The sequence below is a fragment of the Nocardioides sp. BGA-UO-ETr-FS32 genome, assembly GCF_059567905.1.
In genome coordinates, this window is the sequence record NZ_JCAQOX010000016.1 from 294,167 (window position 1) to 315,376 (window position 21,210).

A 21,210-nucleotide genomic window follows, 5' to 3' on the forward strand; every position below is an offset into this window, starting at 1 on the left:
GGTCACCGGGCCTTCTGCTGCTTGTGCTCGAGCCACGACACCAGTCGGGTGAGCGGCAGGGTGATCAGGAGGTAGAGGATCGAGGCCTGGATCAGGCTGGTCGCCGTCCCGGCGGTTGCGCTCGAGGCCATGAAGTCACGGGCGATCGTGGTCAGCTCACGCTGGTCGGCGGCGAAGCCGATCACGAACAGCAGCGCGGTGTCCTTGATGAGCAGGACGAACTCGTTGGTCAGCGGCGGGATCACGATCCGGAACGCCTGGGGGAGCACCACGGTGACCGTGGTGCGTCCCGCGCTCATGCCGAGCGAGCGCGCGGCCTCGGTCTGGCCCTTCGGCACGGCCTGGATGCCGGCCCGGATGGTCTCGGCCATGTAGGCGGCAGCGACCAGGATCAGGCCGACGACGCCGGCGCCGACGGTGCCGCCCGGCGGGGTCCATCCGTTGAAGGCGATCGGGATTCCGAACGCCATCACGAGGACGACCAGCAGGACGGGCAGGCCACGGAAGAACTCGATGTAGGCGGTCGCGAGCCAGCGGTAGGCCGCAACGGGGGAGAGCCGCATCAGGGCGAGCACGACCCCGAGCACCAGCCCCGCCCCGAAGGCGATCGCGGTGTAGATCAGGGAGTTCTTGACGCCGACCGTGATCAGGTCGGGCCAGGTGCCCCAGTCGCCCGTGAACGGGTTGCCGATGCCGGCCGGGGCGAAGAAGTTGGCGCGGATGGTGGCCCAGTCGGCACTCAGGCCGACCAGGAGCAACACCCCCAGCAGGACGGCGTAGAGGACCGCCCTGCTGAGGGTGCGACGCGTCGAGCGCTTCAGAGCCACGCGCAGGTCACTCGGTCGCGAAGTAGGTGTTGTAGATCTCGTCGTAGGTGCCGTCGTCACGCATCTCGGAGAGCTGCTCGTTGACCGCGTCGACCAACTCGGTGTTGCCCTTCTTCATCGCGAGGCCGTAGGACTCGTCGGTCGAGTAGGTCTCGACGACGGAGAAGCCACCCTGGTCCTGGTGGTTGATGTTGACCGGAAGGTCCTGCAGCAGCGCCTCGACCTGGCCGGCCTTGATCGCCTGGAACATCTCGGCGTCGCTGGGGAAGGACACGATGTCCGCGCCGCTCGCGTTCTCCTCGGCGTAGGCCTTGCCGGTGGTGCCCTGCTGGACGCCGACCTTCACGCCGTCGAGGTCGTCGATCGAGGCGATGTCGGAGCCCTCGGTCACCAGCAGCGACTGCTGGGAGTCGTAGTAGCCGTCGGAGAAGTCGAGGGCGGCCTTCCGCTCCTCGGTGATGGTCATCGCGCTGGCGGCGATGTCGCACTGGGCGGCGTTGAGGGCCTGACCGCTCTGGAGCGCGTCGAAGGAGGAGTCCTTGACGGCGAGCTCGAGCTCGAGACCGTCGGCGATCGCCTGGACGATGTCGATGTCGAAGCCCTTGAAGCCCGACTCCGAGGTGTCGTCGAAGTCCTCGAACGGGGGGTACGGGACGTCGGAGCAGACCGTCAGGGTGCCGCTGGAGACGGTCGTGAGGCCGGACTCGTCGCCGGAGCCGCTGTCGCCGGCTGAGCCGCCGCTGTCGTCGGAGCCGCACGCCGTGAGGACCGTGGCGAGGGCCAGGGTGGACGCGAGAGCGATCGAGCTCCGGATGATGCCGCGCGGGCGCGGGAGGGTGCTGGATGACATGCCGGGGAGCGTAGTGCACGGCTCCGGGGGAGGGCTGCGACGCGCGAGGCATCGTCATCCGGCCGTTACATTCGCCCGCGGCGGCCCTGCCATCCCCAGCGGCCGCACCTCGGCGTGGCGCGCGGGACGGCTTGGGCGTACTCTCGCCCGGGTGTGGTGCCGTATCAGGAGCGGCGGGGGGCCACGGAGCGTGCTCGAGCAAGAGGTGGGTCGATGAGTCGGACGCCGGTGACCGTACGCGCAGCAGGGTCGACGGACGTCGCCTCGCTGCGGGAGCTGTGGAGCGACATCCTGCGCAAGGGTGATCTCGACGAGCAGCTCGCCGACGTGGCGCGCGTGGTCGCCGAGGCGGACACCTCCGACGCCCGCCTGCTCGCCGTGGCCGAGGTCGACGGAGAGGTGGCCGGCGCGGTCTACCTCGAGGCGACCACGTTCACCCCGCTCAACCTCGAGCCCGCCGTCCTCGCGGTCTCGCCCCACGTGTTCGCGCAGTTCCGCCGCAAGGGCGTCGGCAGTGCACTCATGGAGGCGGCCTGCCGCTTCGCCGAGCAGCACGGGATCACCCACGTCCAGACCGCCGCGGCCGCCGAGGCGCGTGACGCCAACCGCTTCATGGCGCGGCTGTCGTTCGCCCCGCAGGCGACGCTGCGCGCGGCCACCACGAGCGCCGTACGCTCCCGGCTGCCGCAGGCGCGCCAGGTGACACCTGCTGCGACGAGCCGGCAGCGGATCGACCGCGTCCTGGCCGCGCGACGGATCCGGCGCGAGCGCGTCCCCGGCTGAGCCCGACCGACTGGTCAGGCCTTCGGAGCGTCCAGCAGCGCGCAGGTGATCCGCGAGGTGCACACGCGCCGGCCCTGCTCGTCGCTGATCACGATGTCGTACGACGTCGAGGAGCGACCCAGGTGGATCGCGGTCGCCACGCCGGTGACCGTCCCCGACGTGGCGGCGCGGTGGTGCGTGGCGTTGATGTCGACGCCCACCGCGATCTTGGCGGGGTAGGCGTGGACCGCCGACCCGAGTGATCCCAGGGTCTCCGCGAGCACCACCGAGGCGCCGCCGTGCAGGAGGCCGTACGGCTGGGTGTTGCCCTCGACCGGCATGGTCGCCACGACCCGCTCCGCGGAGACCTCGACGAGCTCGACCCCCATCTTGTCGTTGAGGCGCCCGTTGCCCTCCGGCATGAAGGCGATCAGCTCCTCGACGCTCAGCTGGGCCAGAGACTCGGGACGGGACTCGGGACGGGACTCGGGTGGCGTGCTCATGGCCTCATTCTTGCGGAGGGTCCCCGCGCGTCACGAGCGGGTTCCCGGGCGCCGTGGTGTCGGTGGCGGCGGATAGAGTCGGCGGGTGCCTGAGACGAGCGAGACGACGCGCCCCCGCCTCCTGCTGCTGGACGGCCACTCGTTGGCCTACCGGGCCTTCTTCGCCCTGCCGGTGGAGAACTTCGCGACCGCCTCCGGCCAGCACACCAACGCCGTCTACGGCTTCACCTCGATGCTGGTCAACGTGCTGCGCGACGAGGCCCCCACGCACGTGGCGGTCGCGTTCGACAAGTCGCGCCAGACCTTCCGGCTCGAGGAGTACAGCGAGTACAAGGCCAAGCGCAACAAGACCCCCGACGAGTTCGGCAGCCAGCTGCCGCTGATCCGCCGCGTCCTCGACGCGCTGCACATCCAGCACCTGTCGATGGATGGCTACGAGGCCGACGACATCATCGCCACGCTGGCGACCCAGGCGCTCGCCGAGGGCATGCAGGTGCTGATCATGACCGGCGACCGCGACTCCATCCAGCTCGTCACCGAGGACTCCACCGTCCTCTACACGATGCGCGGCGTGAGCGACCTGGCCCGACTGACGCCGGCGGCGGTGGAGGAGAAGTACGGCGTGCCGCCGCACCGCTATCCCGAGCTCGCCGCCATCGTCGGCGAGACCTCCGACAACCTCCCGGGCGTCCCGGGCGTCGGGCAGGGCTATGCCGCGAAGTGGATCAACCAGTTCGACGGCCTCGACAACGTGATCGCGCGTGCCGACGAGATCACCGGCAAGAAGGGTGAGGCGCTGCGCGCCCACCTCGGCGACGTCATCCGCAACCGCCGCCTCAACGCCCTCGTCCGCGACCTCACCCTCCCCGTACGCCCCGACGGACTGGCGCGCCAGCCCTGGGACCGTACGGCAGGTCTCGAGCTGCTCGACGAGCTCGAGTTCCGCGGCGAGCTGCGCACCCGCCTCCTCGACACCATCGACCCCGACCCTGACGAGGCCGTCGAGGCCGAGGCCGGGTTCGAGCTCGACGGCCGGCGCCTGGCCGCCGGCGAGGCCGCGGCCTGGCTGGACGAGCACGCGCCCGCCGGCACGCGCGTCGGCGTCGCCGTCCAGGGCACGTGGCGAGCCGGCACGGGCGACCTGCACTCGATCGCCGTCGCGACGCGGGAGGGCCAGGCGGCGTGGATCGACGCCGCGGACCTCGAGCCCGACGACGACGCCGCCGTGGCCACCTGGCTCGCCGACCCCGGGCGACCCAAGGCCGTGCACGACGCCAACGGACCGAGCCTGGCGCTGGCCGCACGCGGGTGGGAGCTCGCCGGCCTCGAGGTCGACACCGCCCTCGCCGCCTACCTCGTCCAGCCCGACCAGCGCTCGTACGCCCTCGCCGACCTCACCCTGCGCTACCTCAAGCGCGAGCTGCGCCAGGACTCCGCCGACGCCGACCAGCTCAGCTTCGACGCGATGGAGGACACCACCGCGAGCGACAGCGCGATGCTCACCGCCCGGGCGGTGCTCGACCTCGCCGACGCCCTCGACGGCGCCGTCGAGGAGCATGGCGGCACCCAGCTGCTGCGCGACGTGGAGCTGCCGCTCATCGGGACGCTGGTCCGCATGGAGCAGGTCGGCATCGCGGTCGACACCGACTACCTCGAGGGTCTCGAGTCGGAGTTCGGCGAGCAGGTGCGCGCGGCCGCCACCGACGCCTATGACGTCATCGGCAAGGAGATCAACCTCGGCTCGCCCAAGCAGCTGCAGGTCGTGCTGTTCGACGAGCTCGACATGCCGAAGACCAAGCGCACCAAGACCGGGTACACGACCGATGCCGACGCGCTCCAGCAGCTCTTCGAGAAGACCGAGCACCCCTTCCTCCAGCACCTGCTGCGCCACCGCGACGTGATCCGGCTGCGCCAGACGGTCGAGGGCCTGCTCAAGACGGTGGCCCCGGACGGTCGCATCCACACGACCTACAACCAAATCATCGCCGCGACCGGGCGGCTCTCGAGCACCGACCCCAACCTCCAGAACATCCCGATCCGCACCGAGGCCGGCCGCCGGATCCGGGAGGGGTTCGTGGTGGGCGAGGGCGGCGAGTCGCTGATGACCGCCGACTACAGCCAGGTCGAGATGCGGATCATGGCCCACCTCTCGGAGGACGCGCTCCTCATCGAGGCCTTCCGCTCCGGGCAGGACTTCCACTCGATCACCGCCGCCCGGGTCTTCGGCGTCGACGCGGCCGACGTCAGCGTGGAGCAGCGCGCCAAGATCAAGGCGATGAACTACGGCCTCGCCTACGGCCTGTCCGCCTTCGGCCTGTCGCAGCAGCTGCGCATCGACACCTCAGAGGCGCGCGGCCTGATGGACGAGTACTTCGAGACCTTCGGTGGCGTGCGGGACTACCTCGGCGGCATCGTCGACGAGGCCCGCCGCTCGGGGTTCACCGAGACCATCCTCGGTCGGCGCCGCTACCTGCCCGACCTCACCAGCGACAACCGCCAGCGCCGCGAGATGGCCGAGCGGATGGCGCTCAACGCGCCGATCCAGGGCTCGGCCGCCGACCTGGTCAAGGTCGCCATGCTCGGCGTCGAGCGGGCACTCGCCGAGCAGGGCCTGCGCTCGCGGATGCTGCTCCAGGTCCACGACGAGCTCGTCTTCGAGGTGGCGCCGGGCGAGGGCGACGCGCTCGCCTCCCTGGTGCGCGCCGAGATGGGCGGGGCCGCCGACCTGGCCGTGCCGCTCGACGTGTCGATCGGAACCGGACGCAGCTGGCACGACGCCGCTCACTGAGCGGGCGCTGTGGGTCCAGGTCCGCCGCACGTGCTCGCGTGGTGGTCCTCGGCTCGACAGCAGCCACGCGGCGGTCGAGCCTGCCGAGGCGAGGTCGTCCGACGTCAGGTCGGCAGCTGCGAGGTGACCGGCGGCGGGGGAGCGGTCCTGGCGAGGCGGAGGCTCGCGAGGGTGAGCACCACGAGCAGGATGGCATCGACGGCGACCACGACCCCCACCAGGCCGATGACCGAGTCGGTGCGGAGGCCGAGCGCGACCACGACGGCCAGGGCCGCCCACACCAGCAGCACGGTGCGGCGCCCCTGCCGGGCCAGCACGGCGTACACCTGGAGCTGCAGCATCGCCAGCACCGTGCCCAGGACCGCGAACACCCAGAGCAGGTCCTCGACCTCGCCGAACTCGTCGCCGCCCACGAACACCATCGCGAGGCCGGACAGCACCCGGGCCGCGAGCACGAACGTCAGCCCCAGCCCGGCGACCGCCAACAGGCTGTGGCGCAACGCTCGCTTCCGGTTCTCGGGGGTGGCCATGTCGGGGAACGCGATCACCACGATGAACTGCGGCAGGAACAGCATCACCTTGGTCATGATCAGGCCCGCCGCGTAGAGGCCGGCGTCGTGCTCGGTGAGCACGTGCCGGGCCATCACGATGTCCGCACTGGAGAGGGCGAAGAAGGCGAGGAGCACCTGGGCGTTGAGCACGCTCTCCACGAGCATCGCGCGCGCCGAGTGCTCACCGGGCACCTGCTCCGGCGGCGTACGCCGGTGCCGCAGGAACCACGCGCCGACGGCCACCGGGAACAGGAAGCCGATGCCGACGCCGAGCAGCGCGGTCGTCGCGTCGGGTCGCCAGAGGATGAGCGAGGTGCCGACGACGAGCCTCGGGATGCCGCCCGCGAGGTAGAACACGGCGAGGGCACGCCACCGGCGCTCGCCCTGGAGCACCCCCGCCTGGCCGCCGGCGAGGGTCAACGGGACCACGGTGAGCGCCACGATGGTGGCGGTGAGGATGTCGTCGAGGTTGAGCAGCCGGTTGATCACGGGCACCAGCGCCAGCATGACCAGGCCGACGACGAGTGACACCCTGGCCGTCAGCCTCAGGATCGCCTTCTCGATGGCGGCGACGTGTCCCCGGTCGAGCGCGATGCGCCGGGCCGCCGTCGCCTGCAGGCCGAGTGCTCCGACCTGCACCACGAGCAGGAAGCTGAGGCAGGCAGCAAAGGCGCCGTACTCGCTGGGGCCGATGACACGCGCCGCGATGATGGTGAAGCCGTAGGTCGCCACGTTCATCACGCTGGTGGCCACGGCGACGGCGCTTCCGTCGAAGGAGCGCCGGGAGCGCGCGCTTCTCGGGGCCGTCACCCGCCGCATCCTAGGTGCAACCGCACCGCGAGCCGGGAACCGGCGGCGCGCTCGGCGGCATCGCGGGGCGGACCGGAGCGGAGCACCTAGGCTGTGCTCTCGTGCGGGGACGGATCGGTGCTGTGGGCCTGCGCGTCGCTCCGTCGCTGTGGTCGCTGCTCCTGGCCGTGCTGATGCTGGGTGGCGCGCTGGGGCCGGGGTACGTCCTGACCTACGACATGGTCTGGGTGCCGGACCTGTCGATGCGCGGGGACTTCTGGGGGACCGGGTCGAGCCTGCCGCGGGCAGTGCCCTCGGACCTCGTGGTCGCGCTGCTGGACGAGGTCGTGGCGGGCATGCTCCTGCAGAAGGCGGTCCTGCTCGGCGCCCTGGTCCTGGCCGGGACGGGCGCCGCGCGGCTGGTCGGCGGACCGGGGCTCGTCGGCCCGCTGGCCGCGGCCACCCTCTACGTCTGGAACCCCTTCGTCGTCGAGCGACTGGGGATCGGTCACTGGCCGCTCCTGATGACCTACGCCAGCCTGCCGTGGATCCACCTGTGCGCTCGACGCCTGGCGGCGCGCGAGCGCGCCGCCCTTCCGCAGCTCGTCCTCTGGCTCGCCTTCGCGAGCCTGAGCCCGGTCGGCGGTCTCGTCGCGGGCGTGCTGGCGGTGGCCGGCGTGGCGGCTTCCGGCCGGGAGTCGGCTCGGCCCCTGCTGTGGACGACCGGAGCGGTGGCCGCGGTGAACGCGCCGTGGATCGTGGCCGGCGCCATCCACGGGTCGGGGACGGTGAGCGACCCCGCCGCCGTGGCCCTCTTCGCCGCGCAGGGGGAGGGCGTGCTGCCCCCGTGGGCGGCGGTGCTCGGTCTCGGCGGCATCTGGAACGCCGAGGTGGTCCCGGCCTCCCGTACGACGTGGGTGGGTGTTGCCGCCCTCGCGCTGGTGGTGGTCGTCTGCGTGGTCGGCGTACGTCCGTGGCGCCGACGCGCTGCACGAGCAGACGTGGTGGCCCTGGTGGTCCCGGCCGTCCTCGGCCTGGTCCTGGCCGTGGCGGGCGCCGCGGCGCCGGGGGGCGTGGGATGGTTGGTGGCACACGTTCCCGGTGCCGGCCTGCTGCGCGACGGGACACGCTTCCTGGCACTGGCGGCACCGCTCCAGGCGCTGCTCTTCGGCTACGGGGTCGCACGGCTGGCGGCGGTGCCGACGCGGGCGCTCGGGGTGTCGCTGGGCACCGCCCTCGTCCTCGCCCCTGTCGCGCTGATGCCCGACGGCGCACTCGGTCTCTCCGGCCGGCTGGACGCCGTGTCCTTCCCCGAGGAGTACGCCACGGCCAGGCAGGCACTCGAGACGAGTCGCAGCGCCGATCAGGGGGGCGACGTCCTGCTCCTGCCGTTCACGTCCTACCGGAGGCCCGCCTGGAACGACGGCAGGCGGACGCTGGACCCGCTCGGGCGCTACTTCCCCGCCGACTACCTCGCCAGCGACACGCTCGTCGTGTCGGGGCGCGAGATAGCGGGCGAAGACCTCCGGGCGCGGCGCGTGGTGCAGCACCTCGCGACGCTGGACGGCGAGGAGCTGGAGCAGGCACTGGCCGACGAGGGCGTCGGGTGGGTCGTCGCTGACGCAGCCGCGGCGGACGCCCTCGCTGCGGAAGGGGTCGACGACGACCGCTACGGCACCGACGTCGACCTCTCCGGCGCGGAGGTGCTGCACCGGGGGAGCCTGCTCACGGTGTGGGCGCTGCAGCCGCCCGAGGGTGATGCGTCACGCAGCCCGGCCGACAGGCTGCCCCTCCTCGTCCTGCTGGTGCTCGCGTGGTCGGTGGCCGCGGCCGCGGTGGCAGCGGCCGCCCTGGGGTTGGCAAAGAAGCGCACGAGCTCGCGCCGATTGCATCGGGACACCTGACGAGGTGCTACCGTGCTCTCGGTCTAGTGAACTGGAGAATTTGACGTGCAGCGAATGATCGGTGGAATCGTGGCGGTCGTTGTGGGCTTCGTGCTCGCCGGGCTCACCACCGTAGGCGTGGTGAACACGGTTAGCAGCGCGCCGTCGCAGCCCGACCAGAACGTCATGGACTACGGCACCAACCAGGTCGCCGAGTAACCAGCCCAAAGCCGACACCGCCGCGCACCGACAGGTGACCGCGGCGGTGCTTCGTGTTGCCCGGGCGCGGGGAAGCGCTCAGGGACCGTCAGGGTCCTCGACGGCGACCAGCCGTCCAGCGAGCACGTCCGCGAGGACGTGGGCGAACGACTCCTGCGAGTGGGCCCACGAGAAGGTGTGCGACATCTCGCGGGCGCCCTTGCCGAGCCGCCTGCGCTCCGCGTCGTCGGCCACGAGGCGCCGTACGGTCTCGGTCAGCTCCTCGGGCGTGTCGACGAGCAGGCCTGAGATGCCGTCCGCGATCGACTCGCGGGTGCCCCCGGCGGAGGCGTAGGCGACGGTGGGCACGCCGTGGCTGCCGGCCTCGCCGATCACGATGCCCCAGCCCTCCTTCAGCGAGGGCAGCACCATGAGCCACGAGCGCGCGAGGATGTCGTGCTTCTCCTGCTCGGTGACGTGGCCGGTGAACGTGACCGTGTCGCCGGCGCCCCGCTCCTCGACGTACGTGCGGAGGGAGTCGTCCCACCAGCCGTTGCCGACGACGACCAGCGAGGCCTGGGGGTGGTCGGCGCGCAGTGCCACGATGGCGTCGATGGCGTGCTCGACCTGCTTGTGCGGCACCAGTCGACCCAGCACGCAGAGGGTGGGGGTGGCGCTGCGGGCGACGTGCGTCGCGGGGGGCGGAGCAGTGCCGTTGTGCACCACCGCGATGCGTTCGCGCCCGATGCCCAGGGCGATGAGCTCGGCGCGCGTGGCACGGGACACCGCGACGTACTGCGACCTGCGGTAGACGCGGGGCGCCACGACGCGCTCGATCCACCAGCCGACGCGCCCTAGGAGGCCGGGGAAGACCACCGGCCACTGCTCGCGGTGCACGTGGTGGACGAGGACGACGACGGGAGCACGGGTCGCGAACCGGGTGAAGAAGGGCAGGCCGTTCTGCACGTCGACCACCAGGTCGACCTTGCCGAAGCGGCGCAGCAGCAGTCTCAGGGCACCGATGAGGTAGATCGCGAGGTGGTCGCCGCGGCGTACGAAGCGCACGCCGTCGACCACCTCGTCCGCGGGCGCGCTGTCGTGCGCGGCGCAGAAGATCGTGGCGCGGGCGCCGCGCTCGACGAGGCCGCGGGCCATCGCCTCGACGTAGCGCTCCGACCCGCCGCCCTCGGGGTTCTGGGTGTCGCGCCAGTTGAACAGCACGACGTGGCGTCCCTCGAGGGACGCGGGGTTCGCTCCCTGCATGACGCTAGGTTACCCGCCGGTTCGGTTTGCGTCCCGTGCTCCGCCGACTTGGCGGAGCCCCTGCCATACTCCTCGACCATGGCACCACTCGAGGCGCTGCGCGTCTTCCACCAGCGACGCATCGCCGTGCCGGTCGACGACGACGCACTCGTGCTCGACGTCGGCAGCGGCGACAAGCCCTCGTGGCGGGCGGACGTGCTCCTCGACCGCTACACCGGGGCCGAGCACGCCGCGCAGCGCTCGGGGCGCGCGGCGGCCCGGGTGAGCCGGCCGCTCTTCGACGCCGACGCGGCGGACATGCCGTTTCGGGACGGGGCGTTCGACTACGCGATCTGCTCCAACCTGCTGGAGCACGTGGCCGACCCGGTCGCCGTCGCCGCCGAGCTGACCCGCGTGGCGCGTGCGGGCTACATCGAGGTCCCCGAGGCGGCGAGCGCCAAGATCGTCGACTTCCCGAGCCACGTGTGGTGGTGCCGGCTGGAGGGCGGGGCATCGGGCCCGACGCTGGTGCTCACCGCCAAGCAGGCGCCGTGGTTCGACGCCGAGATCCACGGCTACATCGAGCGGGCCGGAGTGCGCGACGAGCTCGACGCCGTGCTCAACCGTCGGTTCGAGCACCGCGTGATCCAGTACCACTGGACCGGGTCGGTCGACCTGCGGACCGAGGGCGAGCTCGACCCCGAGTTCTACGACCGGGCCATGCGGGCCCCGGGCCACCAGCGCGGCTGGGAGGCCGTCGCGGCGCAGGCGCTCACGGCCGCCTGGACGTGGCCCACGCGCCACCGTCGCCGCGATCGCCGCATCCCGTTCGACGCGGTGGTGAAGCCCGAGCACGCGCGACCCGGGGAGATGCTCGAGCGCAGGATCTACCGGCTCGACGAGTCTCAGTAGGGGTCGTACGGGCCCTCGTGCCCGAAGACCCGCGCCGCGACGGTCCGCAACCGCAGTCGCAGGAGCACCTTGACGGCGACGTTGCGCAGCCACCACGGGACCTCGCGCAGGATCCGCAGCCGGTCCCGGAGAGTCGGACGGCCGACCCGGAAGAGGGCCAGCGAGCCGGCGCGGCGCTCGTAGCGGATGGTCCGCGACGGGAGGACCTTGGCCAGGACCCCGAGGGTGACCCCGATGGAGGAGTAGCAGTCGTGGACGAGGATCGGCGCGCCCTGCGGGAGGTGGCGCGCCCACTTGAGGTCGTCGCTCAGCGTCCAGTAGTCGTGCTTGCCGTCGATGTAGAGGTAGTCGATGTCGCGGGCCCACGTCGTACGGGCGCGGGTGCTGTAGTCGGGGAGCAGCTCGACGACGTCGCTCAGCTCGGCCGCCGCCACGTTGCCCTCGAACTTGGTGCGCGTGGACGCGCCGCCGAAGAGCCGGCCGTCGACGAAGGGGTCGACGGCCACCACCCGGCCGCCGATCGCGCGGGCGGCGGAGGCCAGGACCACCGTGGACTTGCCCTGGTGGCTGCCGATCTCGACGATCAGCGGGCGCTCGGACAGCTCCTGTGCGGTGTCGAAGAGCAGCCGTGCCTGGGCCTCCGTCAGCCACCCGGGGATCGTCGAGGCGACGGTCCACGTCGCGTCGAACTCGGCGGGTCGGCAATTGGTCATGTGAAGTCCCTCGGACGTGGAACGGCGCGGCTGGGCCGTGGTACGGACGCAGAATATAGACTCTGCGCCGCCCGGACGGATCAACACGGAAGGCAGTCCCAGTGACCGACGGCTCCACTGCCCCGGTCCGCCGATGGCCTCCGCTCCGCCTCCCGTGGCTGTGGGGCGTGCACCTCGTCGTCGTCGTGTCGGTGCTCGTGCTGAACCTCGTGCAGCAGCCGGGCCGCATCACCTTCGACACCAAGCTGGACCTCCAGCTGGACCCGCTGGACCTGCTCGTGCGCAGCGCGGACCTGTGGAACGCGGACTGGGCGCTGGGCGGGCTGCAGAACCAGGCGTCCGGCTACCTCTTCCCGATGGGTCCCGCCTTCCTGCTCGGCGACCTGCTCGGGGCACCGATGTGGGTGTGGCAGCGCCTGTGGTCGGCGCTGGTGATGCTGCTGGCGTACGAGGGCGCCCGGCGGCTCGCAGCGAGCTGGCCCGGCATCGGGCCGGTCGGCGCCGTGCTCGCAGGCCTCGCCTACATGCTCTCCCCGCGGGTGCTGACGACCGTGGGCGGACTCAGCGGCGAGACCCTGCCCGCCGCGGTGCTGCCGTGGACGGTGCTTCCGCTGGTGCTCTTCCTGCGCGGCCGGATGCGCGGGTGGGTGGCCTTCGTCCTCTCGGCGGCCACGGTGCCGGTGATGGGCGGCCAGAACGCGACCCTCGTCGTGGCCTGCCTGGTGCTGCCGGCGTTGCTGCTGCTCCTCGCCTCGGGGCGGTCGCTGCGCCAGCGGGCCACCCACCTCGCGGCGTGGGGCTCGCTGGTCGTGCTCGCGTCGTTGTGGTGGGTCGTCCCACTCCTGCTGCTCGGCTCCTACGCGCCTCCGTTCCTGGACTTCATCGAGTCCGCGAACAACACCGCTGGGTCGACGGGCTGGCTCTCGTCCTTGCGCGGCACCAGCCACTGGGTGGCCTTCTTCCCCGGCGGCGGGCAGATCGGCTGGGAAGGTGGCTACGAGCTGGCCTCCTCCCGGTGGCTGCTGGTGCCGACCGTGCTGGTGGCCGGCATCGGACTGGTCGGCCTGCTGCAGCGCGACTTGTGGCAGCGGCGGGTCCTGGCCGTGTCGGTCCTCGTCGGCCTCGGGGTGCTCACGGCCGGGACCGGTGGCTGGGCCGGATCGGTCCTCGCCGACCCCTGGCTGCACGCCCTCGACACCTGGCTCGCCCCGTTGCGCAACATCCACAAGTTCGACCCGGTGGTCCGCCTGCCGTTGAGCCTGGGCCTGGCAGCCTTCGTCACCTCCGCCGTGCCGCGCACATGGCGCCGGAGCGCTGGGTCGGCTCCGGTCCCGACTCGAGGGATCGCACTCGCCGGGGTCACCCTCCTCGTCCTGGCTGCCGCCGGCCCTGCCGCCGCGGGGTCACTGCGCTCCAAGGGGGGATTCGACGACATCGCAGCGCCCTGGCGCGACGCGGTCGCCTTCCTGGACGACCAGCCCGGTACGACACGCACGATCGTGCTCCCCGGCGCCGGATTCGCCGTCCAGACCTGGGGACGGACCATCGACGAGCCGATCCAGGTGCTCGACCCCTCGCCCTGGATGGCGAGGGCGCAGGTCACGGTGGCGCCGGCGGGCACCCTGCGCCTCCTCGACTCCGTCGAGCAGTCGGTGGCCGATCCACGTCCCCAGAAGCACCTCGCGGCCGCACTCGAGGCGCTCGGCGCCACGCACGTGGTCGTGCGCAACGACCTCGATGCCGAGGAGGTCGACGCCCCCGAGGCAGAGCTGGTGCGCGCTGCGATCGGCAACGTCTCCGGCGCCCGCCTGGCCGCGTCCTTCGGCGGCACGGAAGGCGGAGCCGCCGCCGTCGAGGTGTTCGAGCTCCGCCACGACGGCGAGCCACGGGTCGACCTCCAGGAGTGGGACGACCGGGTGGTGGTCGACGGTGCACCGGAGATCGTGCCCGACCTCCGCGCGGCCGGTCTCGTGCGGGACGACCAGGCGGCCGTCCTGGCCGTGGGGGAGGAGAACCCCGACGTCGTCACCGACAGCCTGCGACGTGTGGAGCGCAGCTTCGGCCGCGTCCACGACCCGCGCTCCGGCGTGATGACGTCCGCTGAGGACTACCGCGTCGACCGCCTCGCCCACGACCACAGCGACAGGGCCATGCCAACAACGAGGACGACCGCGGCGTACGACGGGGTGTCCGCGATCGCGGCCTCGAGCTCGGCGGGCTACGCCGACATCCTCGGGCCGGTGCGACCCGAGCAGCACCCCTACTCGGCGTTCGACCGCTCCATCTACACCGCGTGGGGCAGTGCACCGCTGTCACGACCGCAGGGGCAGTGGATCGAGGTCACGTTCGACGACCCCACCCCGGTGAGCGACGTGTCCCTGGCGTTCGACACCTTCTCGGGTGCGCCCGTGAGGTCGGTCCGGATCTCCACGGAGGACCGGTCGATGGTGGCCGAGGTGGAGCCTAACGGCGCTGTCCCGGACGTCCGCGTCGACGACGACGCCGCCAGCACGCTGCGGATCACCGTCCTGGGCGCCGCTGTCGACCGCGGCCAGGTGCGACTCTCCGACGTACGCATCGCAGGTCGCGACGTCAGCCGGTCGCTGGTCGTGCCGGGTCCGGTGTCGTCGGACACCTCGGTCTTCCTGACCAGCGAGGTCCCTCGCCGCGCGTGTGCGGTGGCCGAGGACGACCGCGTCGTCGGGTGCGAGCTGGCCTGGCAGCGGGAGACGTCCGAGACGCCGGGCTTCGACCGCACGATCACCGTGGAGGAGAGCGGCGAGTGGACCCTCAAGGGTCACGCCCTCGCGACGCACGGTCCGTCCCTCGCCGGCCTCTTCGCGCCGCTGTCGGACGACCTCGTGAGCGTGATCGCCACCTCCACCTACGGCGGCGACCCCGCGGTGAGCGCGGCCGGCGCGCTGGACGGGAGGCCGGAGACCGGGTGGACCTCGGCTCCCGGCGACCCCGCAGCCGCCCTCCAGCTCACCTGGGGTCCGCGGCGGACCGTGTCACGGATCGAGGTGACCAGCTCACCCGACCAGCCGGGCGACCTGCCCGAGTTCGTCGTGGTCGAGGCCGGTCCCGGAACCGGGGATCCCCAGCTCGTGGCGACGCAGGGCGCCCAGGCGGGGGTCATGCAGCCGGTGCGGACCAACCGGCTGCGGGTGACGGCCTACGGCCAGGCCGGCCTCGACGGCGTCGGGATCGGCGAGCTCGACGTGGCCGGGATCGAGGACCTGCAGCACCGGCCCGACCCGGGCACGCCGACCGGCACGGCGTGCGGCTTCGGGCCCACCGTCGAGGTGGGCGGGCGCATCGTGCAGACCCGCATCAGCGGCACCCTCAGCGACATCCGGTCGGGACGGAGCCTGGCCGTCATCCCGTGCGGGAAGCGGTCGATCACCCTGACGCCCGGCAAGCACCGCATCCGGGTCGTGAACCCCGAGGGGTTCGTCACCTCGAGCCTGGTGCTGGCCCCGTCCCCGCCGGCGGCGTCTGCGTCGGTGGTGCCGCCGAGCGTGCAGTCGTGGTCCTCCACCCATCGCGAGGTCAAGGTCTGGTCGTCCTCGGAGTCGGTGCTCGGGGTGACCGAGAGCTTCAACCGGGGGTGGACGGCGAGCATCGACGGGACGGACCTGTCGCCGGTCGTCCTGGACGGCTGGCGCCAGGGCTTCGTCGTCCCGGCCGGGACGACGGGAGTCGTCTCGCTCGACTACGCCCCGCAGGTGCCGTTCCGGGTCGCGATCGTGGGCGGCCTCGCACTCGTCGGCGTGCTGCTCCTGCTCGCCGTGGCCCTACTTGCCATGGGCCTGCTGTCGCGTCGCGCCGGGCGCTCCCACGCAGACGAGAGGCTGGCAGTCCACGAACCGGTAGACGTCGACGCATCCACCGAGCGGCGGTCCGGCTGGCGCCGCACCCGGCCCTGGTCGCGCGTGCCCGCCCTCGCCGTCCTTGCACTCGTCTCGCTCCCGCTCGCCGTCGGGGCGCTCGCCGGGTGGCTCACCCGGCAGCGCCCGGACGTCCGCCCGGGCCACGCCCGGCTCGGCGACGACCGGCTCGTCGACGCCAGGCTCGGGGCGGCCTGCGTCGGGGCCCTCCTCTTCGCCGGCGTGATCGCGTTGTCGACGTCCGCGGTGGTCGTCCCACCGGTAGGCTCCGACGTCGTCGTGGCGCTGGCGGTGGGAGCCGTGTGCGGCCGGGTGCTCGCCCGGCCGTGACAGGTACGGATCCGGGGCAGCCGAGCCGAAGAGGGGAAGGACCAGCGTTGACCGTCGCCGGTGTGCGGACCCTGGTGGTGTCAGCGCTCGCTGCAGCCGTCGCGGTCCGGGTGAGTGCGACGCAACCCCTGGCCGGCGCGTACGCCCGGATCGCCGCCGACCCGGCAGGCGCACTTCGCAGTGCGGCGGACGGGTGGACCGTGTCGGGCACGCTGGGCGACGCCACCGCACAGGGGCTGCGGGAGGTTCCCGTCGCGGCGTTCTTCTGGCTGGCCGACGTCCTGCGCCTGCCACCGGTGGGCGCCCGAGCCACGTGGAGCGTCCTCGTCCTCGTGCTGGCGGTCGTGGGCGCGGTCCGGCTGGCGCGAGCGCAGGCCCCGGCCGAAACGATCCGGCACGACGACGCCGACGAGCCGTGGACTCCCTGGGTCGGCGCCGCGCTCTTCGCCTGCGCGCCCGTGCTCGTGACGACCGTGCAGCACTCCCCGGGCGACGCTCTCGTCGTGGCCCTCCTGCCGTGGGTGCTCGGGCCCCTCGTCCGCCGGGAGGACGGCTGGCGCGCTGCGGCGCGCTCGTCGGTCTGGCTCGGCCTGGCCGGAGCCGGTACGCCGCCGTGGGCCGTCGCCGCGCTCGCCGCGGGCGCCCTGGCAGCTGTCGTCACCTCCCGGCGACCGCGGGGGGTCCGACAGCTCCTCAGGTGGTCGGTGCTGGCCGTCGCCTCCTCGTCGTGGTGGGTCGCGGCCTACGTCTGGGAGGCGGCGTACGCCACCGACGTCTCGGGCCTCTCCCGCACGGAGCTGTCCACCTCGGCCCTGTCCGACTCCCTGGGCCTGCCCGGAGGCGGATGGTGGGCGGTGCTGGTCGTGCTCGCACCGCTGGGGGTGGTCGGTTGCGCCATCGCGTTCCGCGTCGCCGGCGACCTCGTCGTGGCGAGTGCGCTGCTCGCCCTGGCCGGCGCAGCGATCGTCCTCGGCGCTGCGTCCGGGGGGTGGCCGGCATGGCTGCCGCTGCCGGCATCGGCAGTCACGGCGACCGACGTCGTCGGCACGCCGTGGGTCGTCCTGGCCGGCTGGGTGGGCCTGGCAGCACTGCTCGCCTGGACCCCGCTCGTCGACCACCTGCTGGCGCGGCTGCCCCGTGCCGGGGCGGCCTGGCAGCCCTCTCGGGAGACCGGTGTGGTCGTGGCAGCGGTGGCGGTGCTCGCCGTCGCCGTGGTCGGACCCGTGCTCGTGGCGCAGGAGGAGACCGCCGAGCCCGTCGCGACGGACCCCTCGGTGTGGGCGCAGGTGGCGGCGTGGTCAGCCACCGCGCCCCCTGGCCGAGTGCTCGTGCTACCGGCGGTGGCGGACGGCAGGGTGGAACCGGCCGTGACGGACGCGCTGGGCGACCGTCCCTGGATCTCCCGCGACACCCTTCCGTTGTCCGGGCCCGGCGCGACCGCGGCCCTCGACAGCGCCGTGGGACGGCTCAGCCGCGGGCACGACGGCGCTGGGACCGGAGCAGCCCTCCGCCACCTGGGCGTGTCCTACGTCCTCCTGCGCAACGACGTGTCACCGGCGGCCGACCGTGACCGACCACTCGCGCTCGTACGCCACGCGCTGGTGCGGCAAGGTGCCTCGCGGGTGGACGTCGTCCAGCCCGGAGGAGCGGAGCAGGGCGCGCCCGGGATCGTGGACCTCGGCGTCCGGGACCCGGTCGGGTCCCTGGAGATCTGGGCCGTCGACCAGGCGTCGGACGGCGCCGTCCTCGACGGCGAGCTGCTGACGGTGTCGGGTGACCCGGGCGTGGTCGCAGACCTGGCCGACGCCGGACTCGCACCCGATTCCCCGCTGGCGCTCGGCCCGGCTCGCGGGGGAGCGGCGAGCATCGTGTCCGACAGCGCCCGCAGGCAGGACGTCGACCAGCGCCTGTCGTCCGACCCCTACGGCCCCGTCCTGTCGGACGCCGAGTCGAGGACCGTGCGCCCGTCGGGCGCTGCCGCGGAACCGACCGCGTCCAGCGTCCTGAGCGGAGCGCAGGAGGTGCGGGCCTCGTCCTCCGCCGCCGACCTCGACGGATCCCGACGACGCACCGGCGCGGTCCCGTCTGCTGCCGTGGACGGCAACGCGTTCACAGCCTGGCAGTCGCGTCGGGGCACGCTGGTGGGTCAGTGGTGGGAGATCGCCTTCGACGGAGCGACCGACCTGACCGGCGGCACGCTGCAGGTCGTGCAGAACCCCTTCTCCTCCTCCCTGGTCACCCGTGTCCGGCTGGAGTCGGACGCGGGCACGACGGAGGTCGACGTCCCGCCGGACGGGCTCGTCGGCATCGGCGCGGCGGGCCGTACGGAGCGCCTGCGGGTCGTGGCCACGGCCGTCAGCGGCACGCCCGACGCCGCGCGCAGCTTCGGGATCTCCGAGCTCACGCTCCCCGGCCTCGCGGTGCGGCAGGCCCTGGTGGTCGACGGGCAGGAGGCCGACACCTGGGTCCTCGCTGCGCGCCCACCCAGCTTCGCCACGTGTGTGCCGTCCTATCCCATCGGTGGGTCCGGAGACCCTGCAGCGAGCGAGACCGTGTGCAACCGGGGCGTGACGGTCGACGGCCCCGACGCCGGACAGCTCACGCGGGTGCTGCGCACCGAGCGGGGCGGCGAGGTCGCCGGACGGGTCTGGATGCGCGCCGCTGACAGCAGCCAGTCCAGCGACCTGGCCGCTCAGCTGGCGCGACCGACAATCATCGCCACGGGCTCGAGCTCCGCCTCGCCCGACCTGGTGTCCGGCCCGCAGGCGGCCGCGGACGCCGACCCGGCGACCGCCTGGCGTCCGGCCGCGGACGACGCGGCGCCCTCCCTGGAGCTGAGCTGGGACCGCCCCACCCGCGTCAGCGGCCTGCGGGTGACCACGGCCGAGCGCCAGCTGTCGACCCGGCCGACCCACGTCGTCGTCTCCTACGGCGACAGCACGGAGACCGCCACGGGCGAGATCGGCGACGACGGCGTCGTCGAGCTGCCGCCCGTACGGACCCGGTCGCTCTCGGTGACGTTCGAGGCGGAGACGCAGCAGACCTCGCTCGACTCCCTCACCGTCGCGTCCCGCCCGGTGCCGATGACGGTGTCGGAGGTGGAGGTGATCGGGGGCCCCGACGTCGCCTGGGAGGCGGACGAGGTCGACGAGCTGCCGTGCGGATCGGGACCTGACGTCTCCGTCGGCGGCGAGTCCTACCAGACCGCCGTGAGTGCCTCCGCGCGCCAGGTCGTGGAGGCCGCCGTCGTGACGGCCACGCTGTGCGAGCGACCCGTGCTCCGCGCGGGCGAGGTCGACGTGCGCATCGACCCGTCCTTCTCGTGGATCCCCCTCGGTATGGTGCTGTCGCCCCCCGGTGGTCCCTTCGGGACCGTGGACGACCTCTCGACGGAGGGGTTCGCCTCTGCCGGCGTGCCTGTCGGCACCATCGGCGCGACAGGAGGCGCCGGGGGCGCGGAGATCGACGTCGACGGTCCCGCCACCATCGTGCTCGCCGTGCCCGCCGGGAAGGGGTGGACCGCCGTCGCCGACGGGCGCGCGCTGCCCTCCCTGACGGTCGACGGGTGGGCACAGGCCTGGCGGGCACCCGACGGGTCAAGCCGGGTGAGGCTGCGTTACTCCTCGGTCGAGGAGCTGCGGATGGCGGCGGGCGTCGCGGCCCTCGGCTGGGTCGCGGTGCTGCTGCTGGCGGTCTCGTCCCGCTCGAGGACGCGTCGCCCGGGCATCCCGCGGTAGGAGCGGCGCGCCCAGGCCATGGTGGGTCGCTCCACCCACGCGTAGGTCGCCGCGCCCAGCGGGATCGAGATCCCCAGCACCCACGCGAGGCGCCACAGCAGGCCGATGGTCCCGTCGGGGAACGTGATGTCGCGCTCGAGCACGACGATCACCGGCACGTGCCACAGGTAGATCCCGTAGGACCAGCGGCCGACCGCCACGAACCAGCGGGTGCTCAGGAGGCGGTTCGTCGGAGCCGGGCTGGGACCGAGGACGACGACGCACAGCAGCACCAGGGCGATGAGGGCGGCCGACCAGGTGCGGACCTGCTCCTCGGAGAACGACACGGGGACGAACCCGGTCGGTCCACCGAGCGACGAGGTGGCCAGGACGACCAGGCACAGGGCGACCACCACGGGTGCCCAGCGGTCGGCGCAGAACGACCGGATCCCGGAGAGGGAGACGATCGAGGCGCGATGGGCCTCGACGAGGACGGCGACCAGTGCGCCACCGGCGAAGCAGAAGAGGAACGACGGCAGCCAGTAGGGGTAGGTGAGCTGCCCGGCCAGGTCGGCATCGGTCGTCCACAGCCGCCACCCGATCGACACCGGCACGGACAGAGCGAGCGACGACACACAGATCCAGAACGACGTGATGCCCGAGTAGCGCCGCGCCAGGCGCCCCCCGAGCCAGCCCATGATCGGGAGGGCGACGTACCAGGAGACCTCGGTGGCGAGGCTCCAGGTGTGGAGCATGGCCTCGCGCATCGGCTCTGCGTCGTAGATCCAGGTCAGGGAGAGGGCACGCCACCATCCGGTCGCGTCCACAGGTCGCGACTCCGGGATGACGACTGCCACGACCAGCAGCACGACCCAGTAGGCCGGGAAGATGCGCGTCACCCGCCGCAGCACGAACGTCCCCAGCGCGGGCCGCCCTGCCAGCCCCAGGCTCCAGCGCGCCCACGGCCGGTACAGGAGGAAGCCGGAGATCACGAAGAGGCTCACGGGTCCGTACGTCGGGAGCCCGAGCCAGTCGAACTCCGTGCGTCCCGAGGTGTGGATCAGGACGACCATCAGCGCCGCGAACCCGCGGAGCCCGGTCAGGCTGGCGATCTCGGCTGCACGCCGGGCTCGCGCCTCGTCGGCGGGGGTGTCCTCCCACTCCACCGCGGTGCTCGCTGCCACGCGGGCGATTAGATCACGCGGGGGCAGCCGCGCGTCAGCGTCCGTTCGCCTCTCGCGACCCGCACCCATCGA

Annotated in this window: 13 protein-coding genes and 1 pseudogene; 7 read left to right on the forward strand and 7 right to left on the reverse strand. The window is 72.8% G+C overall.

The genetic code is table 11. The features are described 5' to 3' along the window. Positions 1 to 2: 2 nt before the first annotated feature. Both AC57BS_RS19045 and AC57BS_RS19050 read right to left on the reverse strand, forming a co-directional pair. Entirely contained in the window at positions 3 to 827 is an 825-nt protein-coding gene (locus AC57BS_RS19045) for an amino acid ABC transporter permease (protein ID WP_496413019.1), read from the reverse strand. Between the two features lie 7 nt (positions 828 to 834). Then, on the reverse strand, positions 835 to 1,677 hold the full coding sequence (locus AC57BS_RS19050) for a basic amino acid ABC transporter substrate-binding protein (RefSeq protein ID WP_496413020.1): 843 nt from the start codon (positions 1,675 to 1,677) through the stop codon (positions 835 to 837). Between the two features lie 213 nt (positions 1,678 to 1,890). On the opposite strand from AC57BS_RS19050, the gene AC57BS_RS19055 reads away from it, so the two are divergent. Beyond that, on the forward strand, positions 1,891 to 2,460 hold the full coding sequence (locus AC57BS_RS19055; RefSeq protein WP_496413021.1) for a GNAT family N-acetyltransferase: 570 nt from the start codon (positions 1,891 to 1,893) through the stop codon (positions 2,458 to 2,460). 14 nt (positions 2,461 to 2,474) lie between these two features. On the opposite strand, the gene AC57BS_RS19060 is transcribed toward AC57BS_RS19055, so the two are convergent. Then, positions 2,475 to 2,942, reverse strand: coding sequence for a hotdog fold thioesterase (locus AC57BS_RS19060; RefSeq protein WP_496413022.1), 468 nt, complete (start codon positions 2,940 to 2,942; stop codon positions 2,475 to 2,477). Positions 2,943 to 3,027: 85 nt separating this feature from the next. On the opposite strand from AC57BS_RS19060, the gene polA reads away from it, so the two are divergent. Next, a complete protein-coding gene (polA, locus tag AC57BS_RS19065; protein ID WP_496413023.1) occupies positions 3,028 to 5,730 on the forward strand; it encodes a DNA polymerase I in 2,703 nt (900 codons plus the stop codon). Between the two features lie 104 nt (positions 5,731 to 5,834). On the opposite strand, the gene AC57BS_RS19070 is transcribed toward polA, so the two are convergent. Continuing rightward, positions 5,835 to 7,100: a lipopolysaccharide biosynthesis protein gene (locus AC57BS_RS19070; protein ID WP_496413024.1), complete on the reverse strand. Its 1,266-nt coding sequence runs from the start codon at positions 7,098 to 7,100 to the stop codon at positions 5,835 to 5,837. Positions 7,101 to 7,192: 92 nt separating this feature from the next. Between AC57BS_RS19070 and AC57BS_RS19075 the strand changes: the two genes are divergently transcribed. Then, positions 7,193 to 8,974 carry an MmpA family trehalose lipid delivery protein gene (locus tag AC57BS_RS19075; protein WP_496413025.1) on the forward strand — a complete coding sequence of 594 codons (1,782 nt, stop codon included), beginning with the start codon at positions 7,193 to 7,195 and terminating at the stop codon, positions 8,972 to 8,974. Between the two features lie 54 nt (positions 8,975 to 9,028). Continuing rightward, on the forward strand, positions 9,029 to 9,172 hold the full coding sequence (locus AC57BS_RS19080) for a hypothetical protein (RefSeq protein WP_224744984.1): 144 nt from the start codon (positions 9,029 to 9,031) through the stop codon (positions 9,170 to 9,172). Positions 9,173 to 9,250: 78 nt separating this feature from the next. On the opposite strand, the gene AC57BS_RS19085 is transcribed toward AC57BS_RS19080, so the two are convergent. Next, entirely contained in the window at positions 9,251 to 10,414 is a 1,164-nt protein-coding gene (locus tag AC57BS_RS19085; protein ID WP_496413026.1) for a glycosyltransferase family 4 protein, read from the reverse strand. Positions 10,415 to 10,492: 78 nt separating this feature from the next. Here AC57BS_RS19085 and AC57BS_RS19090 point away from each other — a divergent pair, with 78 nt between their 5' ends. Further along, a complete protein-coding gene (locus tag AC57BS_RS19090) occupies positions 10,493 to 11,305 on the forward strand; it encodes a class I SAM-dependent methyltransferase (protein ID WP_496413027.1) in 813 nt (270 codons plus the stop codon). Here the strand turns inward: AC57BS_RS19090 and AC57BS_RS19095 are convergent. Continuing rightward, on the reverse strand, positions 11,299 to 12,018 hold the full coding sequence (locus AC57BS_RS19095; protein WP_496413028.1) for a class I SAM-dependent methyltransferase: 720 nt from the start codon (positions 12,016 to 12,018) through the stop codon (positions 11,299 to 11,301). The genes AC57BS_RS19090 and AC57BS_RS19095 overlap by 7 nt on opposite strands. Positions 12,019 to 12,119: 101 nt before the next feature. On the opposite strand from AC57BS_RS19095, the gene AC57BS_RS19100 reads away from it, so the two are divergent. Together AC57BS_RS19100 and AC57BS_RS19105 are read left to right on the forward strand one after the other, a co-directional pair. Then, positions 12,120 to 16,238: an alpha-(1->3)-arabinofuranosyltransferase domain-containing protein gene (locus AC57BS_RS19100; protein WP_496413029.1), complete on the forward strand. Its 4,119-nt coding sequence runs from the start codon at positions 12,120 to 12,122 to the stop codon at positions 16,236 to 16,238. Positions 16,239 to 16,285: 47 nt separating this feature from the next. Beyond that, positions 16,286 to 19,975, forward strand: coding sequence for an alpha-(1->3)-arabinofuranosyltransferase domain-containing protein (locus AC57BS_RS19105; RefSeq protein ID WP_496413030.1), 3,690 nt, complete (start codon positions 16,286 to 16,288; stop codon positions 19,973 to 19,975). Between the two features lie 65 nt (positions 19,976 to 20,040). Here the strand turns inward: AC57BS_RS19105 and AC57BS_RS19110 are convergent. Then, a pseudogene (locus AC57BS_RS19110) lies at positions 20,041 to 21,207 on the reverse strand (acyltransferase family protein); the annotation flags it as partial. Between the last annotated feature and the right edge of the window lie 3 nt (positions 21,208 to 21,210).

Excerpts from the sequence above, each read along its gene's own strand:
- AC57BS_RS19050 (WP_496413020.1), bottom strand. The coding sequence starts at position 1,677 with ATGTCATCCAGCACCCTCCCGCGCCCGCGCGGCATCATCCGGAGCTCG.
- AC57BS_RS19055 (WP_496413021.1), top strand. The coding sequence starts at position 1,891 with ATGAGTCGGACGCCGGTGACCGTACGCGCAGCAGGGTCGACGGACGTC.
- AC57BS_RS19060 (WP_496413022.1), bottom strand. The coding sequence starts at position 2,942 with ATGAGCACGCCACCCGAGTCCCGTCCCGAGTCCCGTCCCGAGTCTCTG.
- AC57BS_RS19070 (WP_496413024.1), bottom strand. The coding sequence starts at position 7,100 with ATGCGGCGGGTGACGGCCCCGAGAAGCGCGCGCTCCCGGCGCTCCTTC.
- AC57BS_RS19080 (WP_224744984.1), top strand. The coding sequence starts at position 9,029 with ATGATCGGTGGAATCGTGGCGGTCGTTGTGGGCTTCGTGCTCGCCGGG.
- AC57BS_RS19085 (WP_496413026.1), bottom strand. The coding sequence starts at position 10,414 with ATGCAGGGAGCGAACCCCGCGTCCCTCGAGGGACGCCACGTCGTGCTG.
- AC57BS_RS19090 (WP_496413027.1), top strand. The coding sequence starts at position 10,493 with ATGGCACCACTCGAGGCGCTGCGCGTCTTCCACCAGCGACGCATCGCC.
- AC57BS_RS19095 (WP_496413028.1), bottom strand. The coding sequence starts at position 12,018 with ATGACCAATTGCCGACCCGCCGAGTTCGACGCGACGTGGACCGTCGCC.